Origin of the sequence: uncultured Roseivirga sp. (genome assembly GCF_963973945.1) — a bacterium.
Taxonomy (GTDB): Bacteria; Bacteroidota; Bacteroidia; order Cytophagales; family Cyclobacteriaceae; genus Roseivirga.
In genome coordinates this window covers 292,437-312,463 of sequence record NZ_CAXBBV010000003.1, presented here as the reverse complement: position 1 = coordinate 312,463, position 20,027 = coordinate 292,437, and the positions used below count along the sequence as shown (strand labels likewise).

Annotated in this window: 19 protein-coding genes; all 19 read right to left on the bottom strand. The window is 36.3% G+C overall.

From position 1 onward, the window contains the following. Positions 1-26 precede the first annotated feature (26 nt). Complete coding sequence (locus AAC026_RS07735; protein WP_339696682.1) at positions 27-923, bottom strand: hypothetical protein; 897 nt, start codon at positions 921-923, stop codon at positions 27-29. Between the two features lie 34 nt (positions 924-957). Next, positions 958-1,827: a hypothetical protein gene (locus AAC026_RS07730; RefSeq protein ID WP_053223223.1), complete on the bottom strand. Its 870-nt coding sequence runs from the start codon at positions 1,825-1,827 to the stop codon at positions 958-960. Positions 1,828-1,850: 23 nt separating this feature from the next. After that, positions 1,851-3,593: an asparagine synthase (glutamine-hydrolyzing) gene (gene asnB / locus AAC026_RS07725; RefSeq protein ID WP_339696679.1), complete on the bottom strand. Its 1,743-nt coding sequence runs from the start codon at positions 3,591-3,593 to the stop codon at positions 1,851-1,853. Further along, positions 3,566-4,249: an acylneuraminate cytidylyltransferase family protein gene (locus tag AAC026_RS07720; protein ID WP_339696676.1), complete on the bottom strand. Its 684-nt coding sequence runs from the start codon at positions 4,247-4,249 to the stop codon at positions 3,566-3,568. The genes asnB and AAC026_RS07720 overlap by 28 nt, the downstream gene beginning before the upstream one ends. Before the next feature lie 38 nt (positions 4,250-4,287). After that, a complete protein-coding gene (gene neuC, locus AAC026_RS07715; RefSeq protein ID WP_339696673.1) occupies positions 4,288-5,445 on the bottom strand; it encodes a UDP-N-acetylglucosamine 2-epimerase in 1,158 nt (385 codons plus the stop codon). Continuing rightward, the gene (locus AAC026_RS07710) at positions 5,442-6,437 is read right to left on the bottom strand and encodes an N-acetylneuraminate synthase family protein (RefSeq protein WP_339696670.1); all 996 of its coding nucleotides are present in this window, start codon (positions 6,435-6,437) and stop codon (positions 5,442-5,444) included. The genes neuC and AAC026_RS07710 overlap by 4 nt, the downstream gene beginning before the upstream one ends. 26 nt (positions 6,438-6,463) lie before the next feature. Beyond that, the gene (locus AAC026_RS07705; RefSeq protein ID WP_221404862.1) at positions 6,464-8,248 is read right to left on the bottom strand and encodes an ABC transporter ATP-binding protein; all 1,785 of its coding nucleotides are present in this window, start codon (positions 8,246-8,248) and stop codon (positions 6,464-6,466) included. A gap of 37 nt (positions 8,249-8,285) precedes the next feature. Then, positions 8,286-9,821 carry a hypothetical protein gene (locus tag AAC026_RS07700; protein WP_339696665.1) on the bottom strand — a complete coding sequence of 512 codons (1,536 nt, stop codon included), beginning with the start codon at positions 9,819-9,821 and terminating at the stop codon, positions 8,286-8,288. A 119-nt stretch (positions 9,822-9,940) separates the two neighbouring features. Further along, positions 9,941-10,753 (bottom strand): class I SAM-dependent methyltransferase, encoded by an 813-nt coding sequence (locus tag AAC026_RS07695; RefSeq protein ID WP_339696663.1) that lies wholly within the window; start codon positions 10,751-10,753, stop codon positions 9,941-9,943. Continuing rightward, the gene (rffA, locus tag AAC026_RS07690; protein WP_339696660.1) at positions 10,732-11,871 is read right to left on the bottom strand and encodes a dTDP-4-amino-4,6-dideoxygalactose transaminase; all 1,140 of its coding nucleotides are present in this window, start codon (positions 11,869-11,871) and stop codon (positions 10,732-10,734) included. The genes AAC026_RS07695 and rffA overlap by 22 nt, the downstream gene beginning before the upstream one ends. Beyond that, complete coding sequence (locus tag AAC026_RS07685; RefSeq protein WP_339696658.1) at positions 11,864-12,625, bottom strand: formyltransferase family protein; 762 nt, start codon at positions 12,623-12,625, stop codon at positions 11,864-11,866. Before AAC026_RS07685 ends, rffA begins: the two co-directional genes overlap by 8 nt. Next, complete coding sequence (locus AAC026_RS07680; protein WP_339696655.1) at positions 12,622-13,248, bottom strand: class I SAM-dependent methyltransferase; 627 nt, start codon at positions 13,246-13,248, stop codon at positions 12,622-12,624. Before AAC026_RS07680 ends, AAC026_RS07685 begins: the two co-directional genes overlap by 4 nt. Further along, positions 13,238-14,161, bottom strand: a complete 924-nt coding sequence (locus tag AAC026_RS07675) for a glycosyltransferase family 2 protein (protein ID WP_339696653.1) — start codon at positions 14,159-14,161, stop codon at positions 13,238-13,240. The genes AAC026_RS07680 and AAC026_RS07675 overlap by 11 nt, the downstream gene beginning before the upstream one ends. Beyond that, complete coding sequence (locus AAC026_RS07670) at positions 14,158-14,850, bottom strand: WbqC family protein (protein WP_053223211.1); 693 nt, start codon at positions 14,848-14,850, stop codon at positions 14,158-14,160. Before AAC026_RS07670 ends, AAC026_RS07675 begins: the two co-directional genes overlap by 4 nt. A 3-nt stretch (positions 14,851-14,853) precedes the next feature. After that, entirely contained in the window at positions 14,854-15,144 is a 291-nt protein-coding gene (locus AAC026_RS07665; protein ID WP_339696649.1) for an EamA family transporter, read from the bottom strand. A 74-nt stretch (positions 15,145-15,218) separates the two neighbouring features. Then, positions 15,219-17,636: a polysaccharide biosynthesis tyrosine autokinase gene (locus AAC026_RS07660; protein ID WP_339696646.1), complete on the bottom strand. Its 2,418-nt coding sequence runs from the start codon at positions 17,634-17,636 to the stop codon at positions 15,219-15,221. Positions 17,637-17,640: 4 nt separating this feature from the next. After that, positions 17,641-18,471: a polysaccharide biosynthesis/export family protein gene (locus tag AAC026_RS07655; RefSeq protein ID WP_339696643.1), complete on the bottom strand. Its 831-nt coding sequence runs from the start codon at positions 18,469-18,471 to the stop codon at positions 17,641-17,643. 19 nt (positions 18,472-18,490) lie between these two features. Continuing rightward, entirely contained in the window at positions 18,491-19,336 is an 846-nt protein-coding gene (kdsA, locus tag AAC026_RS07650) for a 3-deoxy-8-phosphooctulonate synthase (protein ID WP_339696640.1), read from the bottom strand. Next, positions 19,329-19,913, bottom strand: coding sequence for an HAD family hydrolase (locus tag AAC026_RS07645; RefSeq protein ID WP_339696637.1), 585 nt, complete (start codon positions 19,911-19,913; stop codon positions 19,329-19,331). The genes kdsA and AAC026_RS07645 overlap by 8 nt, the downstream gene beginning before the upstream one ends. Positions 19,914-20,027 lie beyond the last annotated feature (114 nt).

Sequence of the window (20,027 nt, the reverse complement as noted above, 5' to 3'; positions counted from 1 at the left end):
TCGTTATTTAGGTAGCATTTAAATGCTTAAGCACTTCTGTATTTTTTCAACCCTAGGACTGTCTTGGCTCGTCTTTTCCATTCAAAGACAGAAGCATAAAAATTCCAAGGCTCTGTCAACTTATAACCACCACGCAACTGAAGAATATCATCTTCAAAGATAATTTCGAAACCACGCCTCTCTGAAATTACCTTTTGTTGCTGTTCATTGATTACATTAAGCGGATGAAATCCTGCATTAAAATACCAATCGGAAAATTTAAGATAAGCGCGTTTAATTATAGAGCCGCTATACCTATAAACAGAAGGCCATGGCAAAAAAGCTAAAAAAGGAAACCTCATAATAGCACGATGCATATTTTGTTCAATCCCCTTTTTAAGGTTAACTCCTTCTGAGTCCTCAAACTTCCAGCCTTTATTCTTTAGCTTGTTCATAGCATAAATACCCATGTCGGCTATACCAAGCATATAATTTTCATTCGATGCTTTGGGGGTAAACATGTCAAAATCCTTATCATAGTCTAGAAGATTTGCATACGGTTTTTGATGATTCTTTTTAAAAAAAGTACAAGCGATTTGATAGGTACTGTCATGATAATTGAAGAAATCATGGATAGAACTCAGTTCTTGGTTATCAAACTTTCGTATTACCTGTGTATCATCTTGAAATATAAAGAGTAAGTCATAATCCTTGCTAGCGGCCAAATTGTAAGCGCTGCGCATGTTAGAATAAAGCCCCTTATGCTTAGCATTGTTCCCGCTAAGTTCAATTTTCGCTACATATCTGTTGTACTCATGGAGTACACCCAGCGTTAGGCAATCATCACTATTGTCGTCATAAATCAATAGATCATAGGTGATTTCAAAATTAGCTAAGATGGAGTCAATGAGGTTTTTTAAGAATGCTCCCCTGTTGTAGCTCATTATTGTTAACAGTACCTTGGGTGCACCCGTATAATTATTGTTCATTTTCTCCAAAATCATAAACAGGCATAAAATTAGATAATTTCGAGTTAGCAGAACTAACATAAAACTTGGTATCAACCAACTCTGTGAGGCTTATCAAAAACTCTTCCACTGTAAAGTTGACTTCAGATTTATCATTTGTGGTATGAACTTTCTTATCCTTGTATCGCCTATAGGGTATCTTAAAATCAAGATAAGGTATAAAATCTGCTGAATCATAAAAACAATCTGTCTTATTAAGATCGACACCACAAAAAATAATTTCCTTTGCTCCTCCCTGCAAGCCAAACTGACAGAGCCTTTCTATTGAAGAAACATTATTAAGAACTCTATCGAAGTAATCTTGTGGTGTGAAAAAGCGATTATTGAATTTAGTGTGGTAATACTTTGATAAGAGTTTCTGATAGTTAAACCTACGACCATAGTTCCCCATCTTTAAAAGGCTATAAGAATAAAGTCTAGCTGGATCAAAAAGATCAGTAAGTCTTTCATCTAAACCGTCATCCTCCTTGCGAAAGCAATAAAATTTATCTATTTGATCAAAATCACTACGCAATGAAAGGTTGTGAAAATACATTTCTCTATCCTCATGGTTTCGCGAAATCTCAATGAAATAAAAGTTTGGCCTAAATGGATGAACCATGAAAAAATTAACCGCAACAGAACTATACTGATTAATATGATTGAATTGACTTTCCGTTAATTCATTTATCGTCAAACCACTTCCTAAAATAAATAGCTTATCAAATGGTTGTTTAAAAGAATACTTACCAAAGTACCGCCTCCTTCTTAAACTAAGATTATCAGCCCTATTCATTAAATATTTAAACTCATTTTTAATGCTAACCTTTAAATTACCCATGATAATGTAACTTCTATTAAACTTTAAAAGAGCGTATTAGTGTTAATTAGCTGCCAAATAAAAAAACTATTATCATATTTACCTTTCATAAAAGCATCAACTTCGACATCTACATTAGGCTTATCAAACCACTCAGGTTTTTTTCGTAGCAGTCCTTCTATAGATGCCATGACAAAATCCTTAAGGTCTCCTTTGAGCCATTCAACTTGGGGCGTCTGTACCGCACGCTTTGGAGCTAATGCTATTGAATTTTCAAACAATTTTAACCCTATCTGCCTCAACCCCCATTTTGCATGCCCATCACGAACCTTTAGATGAACCGGCAATGAAAATGCATACTCCACCATTTCGAAGTTTAAAAAAGGTTCTCTAAGTTCTGTTGAGTTAGCCATGGAGATTCGATCATTAAATTTCAGTGCTCTTGGTAATTTGGTGAAAAACAGGTCACGATATTGTAAATTCAGTAGGTCTGAATCAAATGGTTTAGGGTAATCTGGTACAGAGGAATTTACTTTGAATTCTTGTGAAAGCAGCGCACTTTTTAGTGGGTCTGATTTACTTCCTTGAATCACATGTCCTAGACTATTGTGAAAGTAGTCATAGCCGGCCCATTGTTCGTCCATACCTTGCCCATCTAGAAGCACTTTAGTTCCACGCTCTCTGGCTTGTTTAAACACTAAATAATAAGCCAATGTAGGTATACCACCATACGGTTCATCTTGATAATAGCTTACTTTATCTACAAGTTGAGGCACGTCTTTTGCCAAAAGCATAACCTCATAAAGTGGTTTGTTCGTGTTTTGGTTCATTTCTCTAACCCACTTCAGCTCATCGAAACGATCATCATTACAAAAAAATGTAAAAGCCCTAATATCGTTAGACGCTTTAAAAAGTCTATGAATGCTTCCTAACAAAACAGAGGAGTCTAGACCACCACTAAGATTAAAGCCAACCGGTACGTCTGCTCTGAATCTTCGATTAATGGAACGCTCTAGTAATTCACCATAAAAATCAATATGCTCTTGATCTGATCTATTGATAAACTGATTACTATTCATCAATTCCATTGTTCTTTCATGAAAAGAATACCATTCTTTTTCAACACACTTACCTTTTGAATACAATAAATAGTGCCCTGCTTTAATCGTCTTTATACCTTTCCAGAAAGTATCATTTTCTGTACCATACAATCCTTTAGTGTAGTATGATGCCCAAGTAGAAAGTTCAGGAAGCCTACAATTGATTACTTCATGAATAGCCTTTATTTCACTGGCTAGTATCAAACCATCATCAGACAAATGATAATAGAGTGGCTTAACACCAAAACGATCTCTTACCATTAAAAGCTCTTCTTTCTCATTATCCCAAAAAGCAATCGAAAACATACCATCAAGCATTGACAGTGCATCAACCCCATACTCTATGAGCATATATAACAATACCTCCGTGTCAGAATTTGATTTAAATCGATAACGTTTTGAAATCTGAGCCCTAAGCTCTTTATAATTATATATTTCACCATTAAACGCCAGAACATATCTCCCATTTTCAAAAACCATGGGTTGATTACCTGCGGTTGTAATATCTATAATGGAAAGTCTATTATGCCCTAAAAATATTTCGCCACTGTTCCAAACGCCTGTATAATCTGGTCCACGATGGGACTGAATACAGAGCATTCTTTTAAGGTCTCTTAAATTGTATTTACCTTCTGATATAAATCCTGCTATTCCACACATTACAACATACTTTCTGCCTTTATCCAATCGTCCATAGTGTCAATATTAACATGATATTGAGGGTCTGACTCCTGGTAAGCAATAATATTTCCATATAAAGATTTATTCTGCAGTAGTACTTCTGTTTTTGTGATGTAAACAGATCCATCTCGAATAAAAGCCTTTGGCAAACTTTGTCTTCTTGAAATTATCTCACTTTCACCTGTCGCTATTTGTAAGTAACCATTTACGTTTGGTTCAAAAACCCAATGAGGATTGTATTCTTTGGGAACTTCCAATACGGATATTAAAGAATCGCTCTCTGATGAAATGAACTTATTAATACATTCATCTATAAAACCTTCAGGACGGAACGGAGTAGTTGGCTGGATTAAACAAACGGCATCAAACTGCAATCCATTTTTTTCCAATTCCCCCAAGCAATATAATACTGTATCAACTGTAGGGCTTTTATCAGTGGAAAGATGTCCTGGCCTAAGAAAAGGAACCTGTCCTCCCCACTTTCTTGCCTCCTCGGCTATCTCATCTGTATCGGTAGACACAATAGTGCTAGAAATTAAATTAGACTTTGCAGCACTCTCTAAAGAATATGCTATGAGAGGCTTACCTCCCAGGTATTTAATGTTCTTTTTAGGAACTCCCTTAGAGCCCCCACGCGCAGGAATCAGTCCGAGTATCCTCATTGAGAATTACAATTCAAATAGCTATACAAAATTGTGAATCAATAATTGATTGTTTTATGAGATCGGAGTTTTACTTCTGAAAGAATATTTGCAATCCTAATACCGGCATCACCTTTTCCATAAATATACTCTGGATCATATTTACCATGAGTAACTTGATTTTGAATAGCCTTCTTAATCTCATCCTTATCATAGATTACATCAAGGACATTTGCGCCACGCAGCCTATTATGCTGGCGTGTGCCAATATTAACTACTGGTACCCCAAGGAAAGCGCATTCTCTAACACCAACACTTGAATTTCCTACAAGACATTTTGACTGCATGAGTAACATAAGAAAATGTCTCGGTTCTATATTTTTAAAAAATCGAATATTCTGAGGGTTCCTAGTTTCCCTGAAAGTCCTAATACTGTTGGATGTTCCATCCGAACCAGCATCTACGTTTGGCCAGAACCAGCACGTTTGAATACCCAACTCGGTGATTGCGTTCAATGTTTTCCAAACATGCTCCTTAGCCTGAGTGTACTCCGTAGTAACGGGATGTTGCATTACAACTATATAATCCTTCTTAAAATCTATCTCCGATCCAACTCCACCGTACACTTTAATCGGATCAAAATTCAAGCATTCCACTTTCTTTATCTCCGCTGCTATATCCATTGAAGGACATCCCGAATTGAACACGTATTCCACATCCTCTCCCATCTTCAACACTCTTTCTCTAGCATCTTCTGATGCCACTAAATGAATATCCGCAAGTTTCGTGTTCGCATGTCTTACCTTTTCATCAATATTACCAGTAACCTCACCACCTTGTATATGTGCAACCGGAATGTTTTGATATGCCGCAGCAATACTCACCGCCAATGTTTCAAATCTATCAGCAATTACAACAACAACATCAGGCGAAAGGTTATTAAAAACAGTAGACAACTCCATTACTGCAAGACCTGTAGTTTTGGCCATAGCTGTAGGATTCTCTCCTTCTAATACTACATATACCTTCTCTGTTATCTCAAAGCCATCATCCGTAATATAATCTATAACACTACCATATCTACTTAAAAGTGCTGACCCAGCCACAACAAGTTGTAACTCAAGATTAGGATGATTCTGAATTGCAGTAAGGGCTGTTTTAACCCTACTGTATGAAGGTCTAGCAGTAACTACAACACAAATCTTTCTTTTACTCATAATAAATTATCTTCATTTAGAAATGACCATTGACTTAAGGCTATTGAAATTTTTTTTCCTAAAACTTCATAATACCGACTCGCGGGAATCCCCATGCCTGATGGTTTTTTAGACTCCAAATCATCAAATGTAAGTACATGGCCCTCCGGTAAATCTTTATTTACTGCCAATGATTTCTCGAAAATTCTTTTTAATTCTGAAAACTCTTCAACATTTGCCTTATCTGACTTATGATTTAGGCTCTCAAATATTTGACGGACACCATTAACCATTCTTGGAATATCATCTATCAAAATGCTTGCATTGGAATCTGGCCCAAAGCAAAGCCTATGAAATACCACATGAAACTCCAAGATTTCAGCACCCAAAGCAGCTGCCGCCATGGCAGCAAAGATGTCTCCCGAATGATCTGAATATCCTACTGGGATTTTATATCGATCCTTTAAAACTGGAATTTGGTCTAATCCCCATTGCTTAGGTTTTGTTGGGTAGGCCGTGGTGCACTGTAGAAGTGAAACGTGGTTATTATACTTTAAAAGAAAGTCGAAGGTACAATCTAGTTCGTCCAAAGAGCTCATTCCTGACGATAATATAATAGGTTTACCTGTTTGCGCAATTTTCTTCAAAAGCAAGAAATTATTAACCTCTCCTGAACCAATTTTATAACGCTTCACCCCCACCCTTTCGAGCAAATCCACTGCAGCACAACTAAAAGGTGATGACATGAACTCAAGCCCCGCATCATCACAGTGCTTTTTCAAATCAATCCATTGTAATTCTGTGAATTCCATCCTTTTCCAGTAGTCCATCCTCGTAGCATCCTGCTTTGAAAATTTTACTCTGAAAGGCTCATGTATTGAACTCTCAGCCTCAGCAATATGAGTTTGAAACTTTATAGCATCCACTCCAGTGCCTCTCAAAGCCTCCACATATGAATGAGCTTGTCCCAAACTTCCGTCATGGGCCTGACCTATCTCCGCAATTAGAAACATCCGCTTATTAATAACTTTACCATGATTTAGTAATTTTGAGAGGAGACCATCCTCTTAAAGCGCTCAGAGTCAATATAAAGCTCATCAAACGTTCCTTGCTCTTTAATTTCTCCTTCACTTAATAATAAAACCCTATCAACATTTCTAATCGTAGATAGTCTGTGGGCAACAACAATCAACGTGTATTCCCCTCTTAAAACATCAATACTCGCTTGAATCTCCTTTTCAGTCTCTGTATCAAGTGCTGAAGTTGCCTCATCCAAAATTAAAATATCAACATTTTTGAACAACTCTCTAGCAATAGAAAGCCGTTGTTTCTGCCCCCCACTTAAATTAATTCCAGAAGTTCCTAAAATAGTTTCTTCCGTATTTTTCAAACTCTTCACAAAGTCATAAATAGATGCCTTTTTAAGTGCTTCTTGAAAGCGAAATAATATCTCAGGTGTTTTTTTGGACCAGAATGTTACATTATTGAATATAGTATCACTGAATATAACTGGTTCTTGAGTTATATACCCTATTCGCTTTTGAAGGCTTGGTAAATATAAACCCTCGTAATTATTTCCATCAAGACTAATTGTTCCAAAGCTTGGTCTAATTAATCCGCATAGTATATTAATTAGAGTAGTTTTACCAGATCCACTTTCACCAACAACAGCAATGGATTCGTTCTTTTCAATTGTAAGATCAACTCCTTTCAAAACCGTTAAGTCATCATAAGAAAATGAGACATTCCTCAACTCTATATCTCTGCTAAATTTATCTACAACCACTTCTCCGAAACTCTCTTGTGAATTACGCAACTCATCTCGAAACTCAACCATTTGATCTAAGGCACCTGAATGACCTAAAAATCCATTCCATTGTTTTTGCATGGCCATCACAAAACTCAATGCCCTATACAAAAAGAGTAAGCTCAAAATTATTGACCCTAAAGAGTCACCATAAAGGTTAACTTGAATAAATATTACACCAGCAACGACTAAAATTATCAAAGGTTCACGAGCCGCTTGGAGAATGGAATCTAATATACCTAACCTTTTTTGAACTCTCTCAATTTCTTTGATTTGTTGCTTTAGCTTACCAGTGTACGGTACAATTGAGCTCGTTGATTTTAAATACTTGAAATTATTCACCATTTGCATCAAAATACCATGAAAAGAGTTAGCCTCATTAGATAGTTGGCGAGAAAGTACCTTGGTTTGTTTATAAATCCTCTTGAACAAGACATTAGTTGCAAGCCCTCCTATACTAACCAATAATGCAAAAAGCGGGTTAACACCAAATGCTAGCCCTAGATAAACAGATATCATGATTAGCGCTTGAGCAGATAAAAAATAAGTTTGAAAAGCCTGATTAACCCTTAGCACTTCGGCACTAAACGTATTTTGAATTCTTCCTGCATCAGATAACACAAAATCAGAATATTTATAATAACAGAACATATCTGCATTCTGATCCCTGATCATGCGCATGAATTTTTGTTGATAAGTAACCCTAAAAAACCCTTCAAGATATTTAAACACCCCCTTTAATATGAAAAATAGAAGTAGCACAACAACAATGGTAGATACTTCCATTGGCAAATTCAAGGCTCGCAAAAAATCCAAAACAAAAGATAAGCTCCCAAGCTCATCACCTTCCACTTCACCACCTTTATCTACAACTTCTAACAACGGGACAATCATTGCGAGTCCAAAGCCATCTAGGATCCCTACAAAAACACTTGCTCCTAAGATTATAAATATTCGATACTTAAGAAAGGCATAAAAAAATCTAAAGCTTTTTGTCAAGCCCAATAAATAATTCATCAAATTAGTTTTCAATCCCATTTATTCTAGGAAGTAATCACTCATTAATCTCATAACTTAAAATCGATTCTACTTGTTGTTCAAATAAAGGCAAATCCGTATGATAAAGAAGAGATAGTCTCAATGTTGTCAATACATCTAATGCTGTATCCCCAAAACTGAAGGTTATAGACGCAGCTTTGTGGCCGATCTCATAATCTTGCATGTTAAAAGCTTCCATACGGCCTTCATAAGTTGTCTCTCCAATTAAATATGAATCATATTCCTCTTGCTCTATGATAAAAAATTGCTGTAATCCAGTAGCCTTCTTTGCTATTCCGTTATAGTTATAAAATGCAATATCTCTAGAGGTTGCGTTATACACTTTTGTGCTGTCATGAACAATAATCAAGCTGGCTGTATCTTCGGTCAATTCCTTTGCAAAAATGCCATGTATGGCTTCTTGTTTTAACCATCCCTTTAAGTATTGTAATTGAAAGGCGAGAGTACAAGTAACAAAAACTGAAATTGTTACATAAAAAAATAGCCTCCGAACCACATTATTTTTAATTAAAAGCAAAAACCCAAACATTAAAAGAGAGAACCCCAAGGACAACAAAACTTGATGTCTGGTTTCATAACCTTCGAAAGAAGGAATTTTCTTAACTAAAATATAGGGGAGACTCCCTAATAAAAAAACAATAAAACCTACCACAAGAAATTTCTTGGATGATTCAACCCTACTTTCAACTCTAGCGGCTCTATTAGAAAAAATGAATTTACTTGAGATAACCCCAACCATTAATACCCCTATAAATAACAAACCATAAAATAAGTCTATTGCTATGTAGCTGTAGAACTCAGAAAAAACTCCCAAGAAAGAGTTCTTTACCGTCTCTAAAAAACGTAGTGGGAACTTCAATAGAGCTTTTATACTCAGTTCATTGTAACTCTTATTGAGATAGGCTCCTCCTAATGGAAAAGCCAATTTCTTAACTACCCAAAAAATAAAAGGGAGCAATAAAAAATCTAATATTTTTAAATATTTATGCGTCCTTAGGAAATCAATGTAATAAGAAATCTTAAAGTCAAATAGTTTTTTAGGACTACGGTCACTCACCAAAAAATAAATTGGAACAGCATAAAAAACCAGTAATGAGTTCAATGAAAAAGAAACAAAAAAGAGCATCAATGATAAAAGCCTAAGGTATAAAAGCTTTTGGCTCAAATAGCGCATCAATAGGTAGAAGGCGAATATAAAAATAGCATAACTCAAAGTAGCTGGAAGCATTATTAACGTAACCTTAGATGCATAGAATGGAACTAAGGCAAAAAGCATTAAAACATAGAACCTATCATATTTGTCAGTGACCCGGATATAAACAAGAATTCTGTTCAAAATTAGCACTGATGCAATTTGCAAAGACAGCGTTATAACCCTATACATAAAGACAGGATTATCAAAACTGTTAAGGAAGTTGTGTAATACACCTATATATGGTGCCCCTACATCAGTAAAAACCTGTAGCACAGTTGATTTAGGCATATCATAAAGAATCCAGTCATCCCAAAAAACACCGCCATTAATAAGCATCAAAAAGTTAGATAGAACATAAATGCCTATAATGGTAAAGAGGAATGGTGACCTGTGGTGTTTCAATTTAAGCCTTGCCATATAACCTTCGCTTATGTTTTATATACTGAATACAAAATTCATCTTTTAACAGCCACTACAACCAAGCTACTCCCCAAGCTGTACTTCTTTCCTGATTTTACATTGGCGAGCTCTTTCTTCAGCATTTTGTTTATGAACCTTATCATCAAACCACCTTCGGTGCCATGCTCATTGGCTGAGTTTTCTGGGCTGTTTTTTCTTAGTCCTAGTTTTGAAGGAATGGTACGCATTAAGTAAATAGGGAAATGCAGGGAGGTAAATAAATAATTATCATAAATCAGTTCAAAGCCTGTCTTAGACAGCAATTTGGCCATTGATTGCTTGGTATATCTTCTGTAATGGCCTGCATCAACATCTTCTTTTGACCACAGATACTGAAAAGAGGGCACTGTAATAAATAGTTTCCCATTTTCTGCTAAAGCAGCATGTATTGTATTCAAAAAACCTTCATGGTCTTCTATATGTTCTACCACATCGAAAGCCCCAACATTTTGCAATTCACCTTCCGCCCAATCAATGTCTTCTAATCTGGCACAGACTACATTTTCAATACCTCGTTTCTTGGCATTTAAACAACCCGTCTCACCCGGTTCTACCAATACTACCTTATGTCCATTCTTTTGAAGCATAGCACTTACAAAGCCATTCCCCCCACCAACGTCTGCAAATATGCCCTCGTTTGAGTATTTTTTTATCAAATAGGAAAGGCAGGAGTTTCGATGGGCAAACCAATAACTCTTATCTTCTAACTGGTAACAAAGTGAGTTACCTTCTTCTGGATATGAAATAACATCTGTACCTGGGCTGTACCAAATACCGCCTTCCTCTTTTAATTGTGATAAGAATTGCAAAACTGAATGATTAGTTGTGTGATTTTAGTAATTTGGTTAGCTTCCAATTGATAGTAAAGCGGTAAACGGACTAGGTTTTCTGAATACCTATCCGTCTCTGGCAATTCCCTTCCATCGTGTTTGTTTAGATAGAACGGGCTTTTATGAAGTGACAAATAGTGGAAAACTGCATAAACGCCAGATGTTTTTAAATGATCAATAAGGCCTTCTCTAAACTGGCTGCTTTCACACAACAAATAGAACATGTGAGCATTATTGGAGGCGAAGGGTGGTAGCTGCGGCAGTTGAATCCCAGTTAAATTCGCTGCTTTAAGTTCAGATTCATATTGTCCCCAGTGTTGCTTTCTCCTTTTCTGAATATCATCTAAATTCTCTAATTGAGCATACAAAAAGGCAGAAATAAGCTCAGAAGGTAGAAAAGATGAGCCCACATCCACCCAACTGTACTTATCTACCTCTCCACGAAAAAAAGCAGAACGATTAGTGCCCTTTTCCCATATGATTTCTGCCCGCTTTGCAAATTCTGGCGCATTAACAACCAACATTCCTCCCTCTCCGCTAATGATGTTTTTGGTTTCATGAAAAGAAAAAGCCGCCAAATGACCAATACCGCCTAAAGGGCGACCTTTGTAATAGCTATCAATGGCCTGCGCTGCGTCTTCTACTACATACAGATTATGCCTGTTAGCAATATCCATTACCAAATCCATATCACAGGCAACTCCAGCATAATGAACCACTACTATCGCCTTAGTTTTGAGTGTAATTAAGGCCTCAATTTGTGACTCATCCATGCCTGGATGATCAATTCTAGAATCACAAAAAATAATTTTCGCACCACGAAGTACAAAAGCATTGGCCGTAGACACAAACGTATAGGAGGGCATAATCACTTCATCGCCCTCCTTAATATCTAAAAGAATAGCAGCCATCTCTAAGGCATCTGTACATGAGGTAGTCAACAGGCACTGCTCAAACCCATATTTATCATTAAAGAACTCATGACATTTTTTGGTATAGATACCATTGCCTGATATTTTCCCTGAATAAACAGCTTGATAAATATAATGTGCTTCTTTACCAGTTAGATATGGTTTATTGAATGGGATATTATTCATCACTTTTAATATCAATTGAGACCCAATATTTCTTGCCATTTCTACCGATAAAATAAGCAGAAGAGGTACCGTCTTTAAAAGTATATCCCCTTAAGATATTTAGAATATCACCTATCTTCATATTATCTTGTAAAGAGAGTTTTGCTTTTTCATTAAACTTAATTCTTGAATAATAAGCAGACTCATCTGGCAAAACATTAATAAAACAGATATTTCCAGACAATATCTGTTCAGTAATTATTGCTTGAAATAAATCAAAAGCAATAATATCTAGTTTTTGTAATAAGCTATAAGAAGTATCATTCTCAACAATATCTACTTCTCGTTGAGCCAACAGATGTCCTCTATCAATACAGTTATTAATAGAATGAAATGTAACTCCTGTTTTTTCTTCACCTTCAATTATCGCCCAATTAACAGGATAAACACCTCGAAACTTAGGCAAAAGACTATAATGAAGGTTAATAATAACATCATAATGGTTTACAAATGATTTTGGCATTAGGTATTTCCAAGAAATTAGAAAAACAAAGTCAATATCATCAAATATGAAATCATCAATAGGCTTACCCGGTTCAAAAATCAGGATTGATTTTTCAGAAGCAAGGCTGGCAAGAGATGGCCACCAATTATTTTCATTATTAGAGGTAGTAACCAAAAATGGAATTTCTACTTTACCAATTCCCTCTAAATGCAATAAATACTCCACACAATCATAACCAATCTTATGGTCTGCAAAAGGTATAATTCTCATTTCCTAACAATAATGGTAAATTCATAAAGGTCATAATCATGTAAGAGGGCAACATTTTTAGAGAAATTTGTTTTACAATAATTAAATAACTTATGTGGGTCAGCATAAAATAGATAGTCTTTCATGAACTCTGGATCTGAATATGATGTGAGAGCGTTAAAAGCAAAACCTTTTTCTGAATAATTATCCAATGTTTTTATAGTTTCTAAAATATAATCATACCAAGTTGAGTCATCGGTAATATTTAACCTAACATTAAACAAACCACTTGCAATGGCATAGTCATGTTTCAAGTTACTTAAAGCAGACTCAAATTGAACACCTTTCAAATGACCAAACGATGTCTCCGCTTTGAGAATCATTTCTCTGGAAATATCATAGCCGGTATAGCTAATTCTACAGGAATCAATGTTATCAGCACCAATAAAATTCACATACTCACCATAGCCGCAGCCATAGTCGAGTATAGAATAGTGCTGTGCTTGAATTACTTTGCTTAGTTGTTCAAAACGTAAATATTGAGACTCTTTAGAGTTCCAATCAACTCCTAAGGCTGTCCCGCCATGTTTAACTACTTTTTCCGTATAGTAATCATTCACAGCAGATAGAATATTATCCTTCATAATTCAATTCTTCTTCTATAATGAAAAGCGGTCTATCCTTAACTTGATCAAAAGTTTTACCGATGTAAATGCCAGCAATTCCGATACTCAATAAAATAAGACCTGTTGAAAAGAAAATAACAACAATCAAGCTTGGCCATCCTGGTTGGAATGACCCGATAAAAGTAGCAACAAGAATAACCAGTGAAGAAACAAATGAAAAGAGTGCCATGAAGAAACCAATATAAATGCTCATTTTCAAAAGCTTATCCGAATGCGAAGTCCAGCCTTGCAAACCCAGCTTAAGTAAATCCAGAAACTTATAACTCGATTTACCTGAATATCGAGGTTCGTGTTCCACTTCTATGGTCGTATTGCGAAAACCGAGCCATTTAAAAATTTGTAAATAAAGTCTATCCTTGTCTTTTATTTTCAGAAACTCAAGACCAATTCTCTTGGTAAAAAGTATTAATGATCCTGCATTCACGTCATATCTTCTATCCGAAAACAGTCTAAATAATAAATTATACAAATTAGAATTGACGCTTTTGAAAAAGCCATGCTTACGTTTTTCCCTTTTTGTAAATACAATATCAAAACCAATTTCGGCTTGCTCAATTAATAATGAAAAATATTTTGGGTTATCTTGTAAATCACAATCCATGAGTATAATGTAATCACCTTTTGCTCTTTGGATTCCTGCAGTTATTGCGTAATGCTGCCCGAAGTTTCTACTTAGTTTAATTCCAACAACATGTGAATTGTGTTTACAATGATTCTTGATTTTTGACCAGCTATTATCTGCACTCCCATCTTCAACTAAAAGTATTTCAAAGTCATCAGTGATTTTAGATGCCTCTTGAGTAATCCTCAAAAGGAGTTCATCAACAATTTCTTCAGCTTGGTATACAGGGCTTATAATTGATAACTTCATGATTGGATCTTTAAATAATGTCTAGTCTCATCACCCAGATTGAAAATCATATCAAGAATACTAACACCATGTTCAAAACCACCATGTAATTGTAGGTACTCGGGATAACCACTATAATCAAAATAGTTTAAGCCAATACCAGCTTCTTCAAAAAGGCCTTCGTTCATATATGCCCTTGCTGCAGCTCCAGTGTAATATTGTTTACCATCTAGCTGTTTACAAATATGTATCAATCTTTCCGTCTTGTCTTCAAGCAGTTCAAAATCTTTAGAGAATAGAAATTTCGTTTTGAATCCCAAAAAATCGGAAATTCCACGGAGAAAAATCAAGTTTACCTCAGTAATAGTGTTCGCTAAAGCGGCTTGCTTATACCAGTCCTCAACCATTTCCTTGGTTTGTTGAAAGAAAGGCGCTTTGGAGTAATTATGACATATACTTTTCCAATGTAAAGATGTCCAACTCGAATCCACAACTGTTGTTTCATTGATTTTCTGATAGAATTTACCCTTTACTTCAACAGGAACTGTTAGCCATTTCAACCCTTGAGGGGTCTTGATTTTGTTACGATTCCTCCAGTCCCTACGGGTATATTGCATTTCATCAAAAACCACAAAATAATCAGCGATCGCTATAGCGTCAAAGTATCCTTTCCAAGGAATATAGTTCGATTGTGTAATTACGATATTCAAATGTTAAAACTTAAAAGTAACAATTACCCCTAACCCAATTAATAAAAGTCCAACCAATTTCCCATGTGAGTAACTCTCATTCAAAAACAAAATACTTAAGAAAAACACTAACGCTGGCGCCAAACTCATTACAGGGTATGCTTTGGAAAGTTCAAGTTTAGTCATGGCTGCCATCCAAAGTACAGAGGCTAATAAGGCAGCGAAAAAACCTGATAAAATATATGGATCAAGAAATAGCTTAAATAAAAATAGAATTTTTGGTTTTAATTCCTCTGGTAAACTTCCATATTTCAAAATTCGCCACTTCAAAATAAGCTGACCATATACCGTCAAGAATAGTGTAACAATAACTGCAAAATAGGGCTTCATTATTTTTTAGTTAACCTTTTGATCAAACCCTTTGACTTACCAGGAGCCAACTCTTCATAATACCCTCCACCATATTGATTACCGTAACCATAACCATAACCATAACCATAACCGTAACCGTAACCGTAATTATAACCATAGCCATAACCCGTACGGGATTTAAAATCGTTGAGGATTAAAGCCATATTTTTGATAATTCCTTTTTCTACATACTCGTTAAGTGGTTTTAGCGAATCTTGTTGGGTATAGAGGTGGCGCACTAAATACAAACTAATATCGGCATATTTAAGCAGGTTAAAAGTATCGGAAACAATACCAATTGGAGGGGTATCTATGATAATGATTTCATACTTAGACTTTAAGTAAGCCATCAGTTTTTCCATTTTCTGCCCCATTAAAAGTTCCGCAGGATTGGGTGGTACTGGTCCTCCAAAAATAACATCTAAATTATTGAACTCGGTATGGATAATGATATCTTCCATTTCCACAAAGCCCCCAAGGTAATTCGAAACTCCTATATCGTTGGTTAAGCCGAAATCGTCAAAAAGTTTAGGTTTCCTTAAATCCAAACCTAGCAATACGGTTTTCTTGCCGCTAATGGCCATAATAGAAGCTAAATTGGTAGAACAGAAAGATTTACCCTCGCCCGATGAGCCAGAGGTAACTAAAATGGTTTGCAGCTCCTTTTCACTACTAAAATACTGAAGGTTAGAACGCAAGGAACGGAAAGTTTCTGCAATAATAGATTTAGGCTTATCAAATATGGCCAAATTAGATTTTTGCTCGTTATGCCCAATCACCCCTATAATAGGAATGGAGGTAATGCGCTCAATTTGGCCTCTGGTTTCGATTCGGTTGAACGTAAGTTCTCTGATAACAATAAACAATAATGGAATAATCAAACCTAATGCGCCTCCCACCAAATAGTTTAACTGATAATTAGGAAAGAATGGTTTTGAAGGTAAAACAGCAGGGTCTACCACTTCAGAGTTGGCCACATTCGAAGCCGATACAATCGCTGCTTCCTGCCTGCGCTGAAGCAAGTTGGTGTAAATTCCATTAACAATATTAAACCTTCTCTCAATTTCCAAATAACCTTGTTCTATTACAGGGTAATCTTTAAAGTCAGATTCAACCAACTTATTCTCATCTTGATAGGCCTTGAGTTGTCCTTCAAGCTCCTCAATCTTAAGCTTCACATAACTTTTCAAGTTCCTTTTAACTTGGTTAATTTGTTCATCTAAAGTTTGAATTGCACTGTTATATGGTTCTAGGTATTGAAGTAACCCCGATCGCTCTAAGGTAAGCTCACTGATTTGGTCTGTAAACTGATTCATGTATACATCCTCAATACCATATAAGGACGGGGAGATCAAATCTTGAAGGCCATCGTTACTTTCAATTTTATTAAGCGACTCATTTAAAAACTCAACCTGACGCTCCAACTTCCTTATCTCAAAATCGGATTCATTTATCTTTGACAATAGTTCAGTACCCTTGCTTCCCAAATCTAAAAACCTGTTATCAATTCTATACTTAGATCTTTCTGCGCTTAAAGTCGCCAATTGACCTTCAAGGGTATCCATTTGGCTATCGATAAATTCTATGGTTTTCTCTGCCTTACTGTTTTTCAAGGCAAGTTCCCTTTTCTGGTATACTTCCAATAGTTTATTAAGAAAGTCAACACCCTTCTGTGGCACATCTGTAGTAAGCGTAAGTACCGCAATGGAACTAAAGGCTTTTAAATAGGTTACATTCAATCGACTCTGAAAGCTATCAATCAGGTTTTCTGTACTATGAATTTTGAAATAGTAAGTCTTACCAGCTAAATCAGTATAGTTTTTAAATTCCAGTTTGAATCGATATTGGCTGCTCTCAATCCAACCATCGGGACGGAATCTGATAGGAGATTCTTGAACCTCTTCTCCAGCTTTAGATACACTAAACTGGTTTCCCTCGTAGAAAGTAAGTCTCCATTCCTGGTCATAGGGCTGAGGATGACTCTTATCGTAATGTATAACAAAGGGTAGGGTTCTGTATTCTTCAATCGTTTTTATTCTACCCTTAGAATAATAAGACACATCAAAATTAAGGCTATCTAAAGCATCCCTTGTAAGTGGTTTTGATTTTAGAATTTCAATTTCATTTAAGAAAACTGCTCCGAAATCGAAACTAAACTGGGCTAAAATACTTTGGTCAATATCTCTATTCTGTTCAGGAATTAAAATGGTATTACTTACGCTGAACTTTTCAGTAGTATATCTGTGATAGATATATACAGTAAGCAAAAGCATAAATATGGAGATGATAAAAAGAGGCCATAAGCGGATGTACTTAAAAACCACCTCTTTTGGGTTAAAAGCTGCCGTTTTTGTTTTACTCTCTCCCTGACCGAAAAGGTCTTCAAAATCTTCCATGCTGCTAGTTACTTGTTAAACTGATAAGAAAAATTCCAGTGGAAATCAATCCAACAACCACCCCTAACTGCGAAAGGAAGTTATCTCCAGCTCCAATTTCACGCAATTTTAAAGGAGGTGCATAAATAATATCTCCAGGTTTAACGTACCAAAACTCCGTGAGCATTAAATCTCTTTGAGTTACATCTATCTCATGCCATTTTACTCCCCCCTCATAATTTCTTAACACTTGCACTTTCTGTCTGTCAGCATTAATGGTAAAACCTCCAGCATTGGCTATGGCTTCCAAAAGATTTGCCTCACTTCCTACTATTAACTGTTGTCCTCCTCCTATTTCACCGGTGGTAGTATACCTAATACCAGCTAAACTCACATTCACAGAAATATCTTTCACACCCTTAACTCTTCTAATTACACTTTCTAAGCTGTCCTTCAGAACCTTGGTTGTTAAACCTGTAGCTCTAAGAGGTTCTAGCGTGTTGATGAGTAAAAACCCATTATTATCAATAACAAAAGTCTGCCCTAGCGATTGACGACTGCCTTGTTGTCCCCCCTGTCCCCCTCCTTGCTGACCTTGACCTGAACCTGTAGTTGCGATAACATCCGCAGTGGATTGCCTAAAAGGCTCCACAGCTGTTTCTACATTAGAGAAGAAATTAATAGAAAGAATATCCCTCGGCTGTAAAAAGTATTCAGACCTAGGTGGGGTAATTAGAGTATCTAATTTAAGTGCATCGTTATCATTCTTATTTTGAAAAAGAATAATCTTCTCATTCGGAATGCAGGAAGACACAATCGCTATTAATACAACCAAACCTAAAATTTTCTTTACCATTTGTCCAGCTTATTCAATTTTAAAGAATGGTATTATTAAGACTGTTACCGTACTCAAAGCCTGTTTTCAGCATTTCCATAAAGCCTTTCATTTTATCTAATGGAATTAAATTTGGCCCATCACTTAAGGCCTTTGAAGGATCTGGGTGGGTTTCAATAAAGAAACCGTCTACACCAGTGGCTGCGGCAGCACGAGCTAAATAGGGTGCAAACTCTCTTTGACCTCCTGATTTTCCATTCATGCCTCCTGGCTGTTGAACACTATGGGTAACATCAAAAATAACAGGAGCGAATTGACGCATAACAGGAAGGGAGCGCATATCTACTACAAGGTTGTGATAGCCAAATGAAACACCGCGTTCGGTTAAGCAAACCTTCTCATTACCAGTAGACTTCACCTTGTTCACAGCGTATCCCATATCTTCTGCAGCCATAAACTGACCTCGCTTTATTTTGACGGTTTTACCCGTTTCACCAGCCGCTACCAATAGGTCGGTTTGCCTACATAAGTAAGCCGGAATTTGCAACGCGTCCGCCACTTCACTCACAGGAGAAGCTTGATATGATTCGTGAATATCAGTCACAATTGGTACGTGGTAATTTGCTTTGATCCTTGCTAGTACGTCTAAAGCCCCTTCGAACCCTACTGATCTAAATGAATCAACAGAAGTTCTATTGGCCTTATCAAAAGAAGCTTTGAATACGTACTGGATATCCAGTTCAGAACAAATCGCTATTAAGGTCTCCGCAATTTGTGCACAAATATCATAACTTTCAACTGCGCATGGTCCAGAGAACAGTACCATCTTGCCATTCCCTACTTCTACACTATCACTTAAGCGAAAACCTTCTTCAAACTTATTCATTTCTTAACTGTCTTTCAATAATTAACTCATAAAAACCTTGAGACTCTAAAACCAAATCGGCCAGTTCTCGTAGTGCTCCTTCTCCTCCTTTGGCTTGGAGCACCAAATCAACCTGTTCTTTCACTTTGTAGTGTCCATCTGCTGGTGTGGCAGCTAACCCACACTGTATCAGTACAGGAAGATCGTTAATATCATCACCTACAAAGGCCACTTCATCTGCATTTAACCCGAATTCCATCAAGATATCATCAAACTTTTCTCCTTTTCTTTTCACCCCATGGTAATGAAAATCAAATTTTAGCTCGTTGCATCGATTACGCACCACCTGAGAATCGCGCCCAGTGATAACGCCTGTTAAGATTTCGTGAAGTTTTAAATGTTGGATAATCTGACCGTCTTTCACATTGAATTCTTTGGACTCCATGCCCTCATTATTATAAATAATACGGCCATCGGTAAGTACGCCATCAACATCGAAAATAATGGCTTTTATTTTTTTTGCTTTCTCAGCAATCTCAGTGGATATTCTCACAGCTTTAGATTTAGACAAATGTAGAAGGTTTTTTTTGTCTGACATAATGCTTCGATTTTCAATAAAGTCATAAAAACACTTTAAAACCACAACACTACTCCTCTTCTGAATCCAACATTAACTACTAACCTTAACTCGACTTTAAATACAGCAAGAACC

Coding starts and splice junctions, on each gene's coding strand:
- AAC026_RS07705 (WP_221404862.1), bottom strand. CDS start 8,248: ATGAATTATTTATTGGGCTTGACAAAAAGCTTTAGATTTTTTTATGCC.
- kdsA (WP_339696640.1), bottom strand. CDS start 19,336: ATGAATAAGTTTGAAGAAGGTTTTCGCTTAAGTGATAGTGTAGAAGTA.
- AAC026_RS07680 (WP_339696655.1), bottom strand. CDS start 13,248: ATGAAGGATAATATTCTATCTGCTGTGAATGATTACTATACGGAAAAA.
- AAC026_RS07710 (WP_339696670.1), bottom strand. CDS start 6,437: ATGTTTCTAATTGCGGAGATAGGTCAGGCCCATGACGGAAGTTTGGGA.
- AAC026_RS07730 (WP_053223223.1), bottom strand. CDS start 1,827: ATGGGTAATTTAAAGGTTAGCATTAAAAATGAGTTTAAATATTTAATG.
- AAC026_RS07700 (WP_339696665.1), bottom strand. CDS start 9,821: ATGCTTATTAATGGCGGTGTTTTTTGGGATGACTGGATTCTTTATGAT.
- AAC026_RS07685 (WP_339696658.1), bottom strand. CDS start 12,625: ATGAGAATTATACCTTTTGCAGACCATAAGATTGGTTATGATTGTGTG.
- AAC026_RS07720 (WP_339696676.1), bottom strand. CDS start 4,249: ATGAGGATACTCGGACTGATTCCTGCGCGTGGGGGCTCTAAGGGAGTT.
- AAC026_RS07655 (WP_339696643.1), bottom strand. CDS start 18,471: ATGGTAAAGAAAATTTTAGGTTTGGTTGTATTAATAGCGATTGTGTCT.
- rffA (WP_339696660.1), bottom strand. CDS start 11,871: ATGAATAATATCCCATTCAATAAACCATATCTAACTGGTAAAGAAGCA.
- AAC026_RS07645 (WP_339696637.1), bottom strand. CDS start 19,913: ATGTCAGACAAAAAAAACCTTCTACATTTGTCTAAATCTAAAGCTGTG.
- neuC (WP_339696673.1), bottom strand. CDS start 5,445: ATGAGTAAAAGAAAGATTTGTGTTGTAGTTACTGCTAGACCTTCATAC.
- AAC026_RS07660 (WP_339696646.1), bottom strand. CDS start 17,636: ATGGAAGATTTTGAAGACCTTTTCGGTCAGGGAGAGAGTAAAACAAAA.
- AAC026_RS07675 (WP_339696653.1), bottom strand. CDS start 14,161: ATGAAGTTATCAATTATAAGCCCTGTATACCAAGCTGAAGAAATTGTT.
- AAC026_RS07735 (WP_339696682.1), bottom strand. CDS start 923: ATGAGCTACAACAGGGGAGCATTCTTAAAAAACCTCATTGACTCCATC.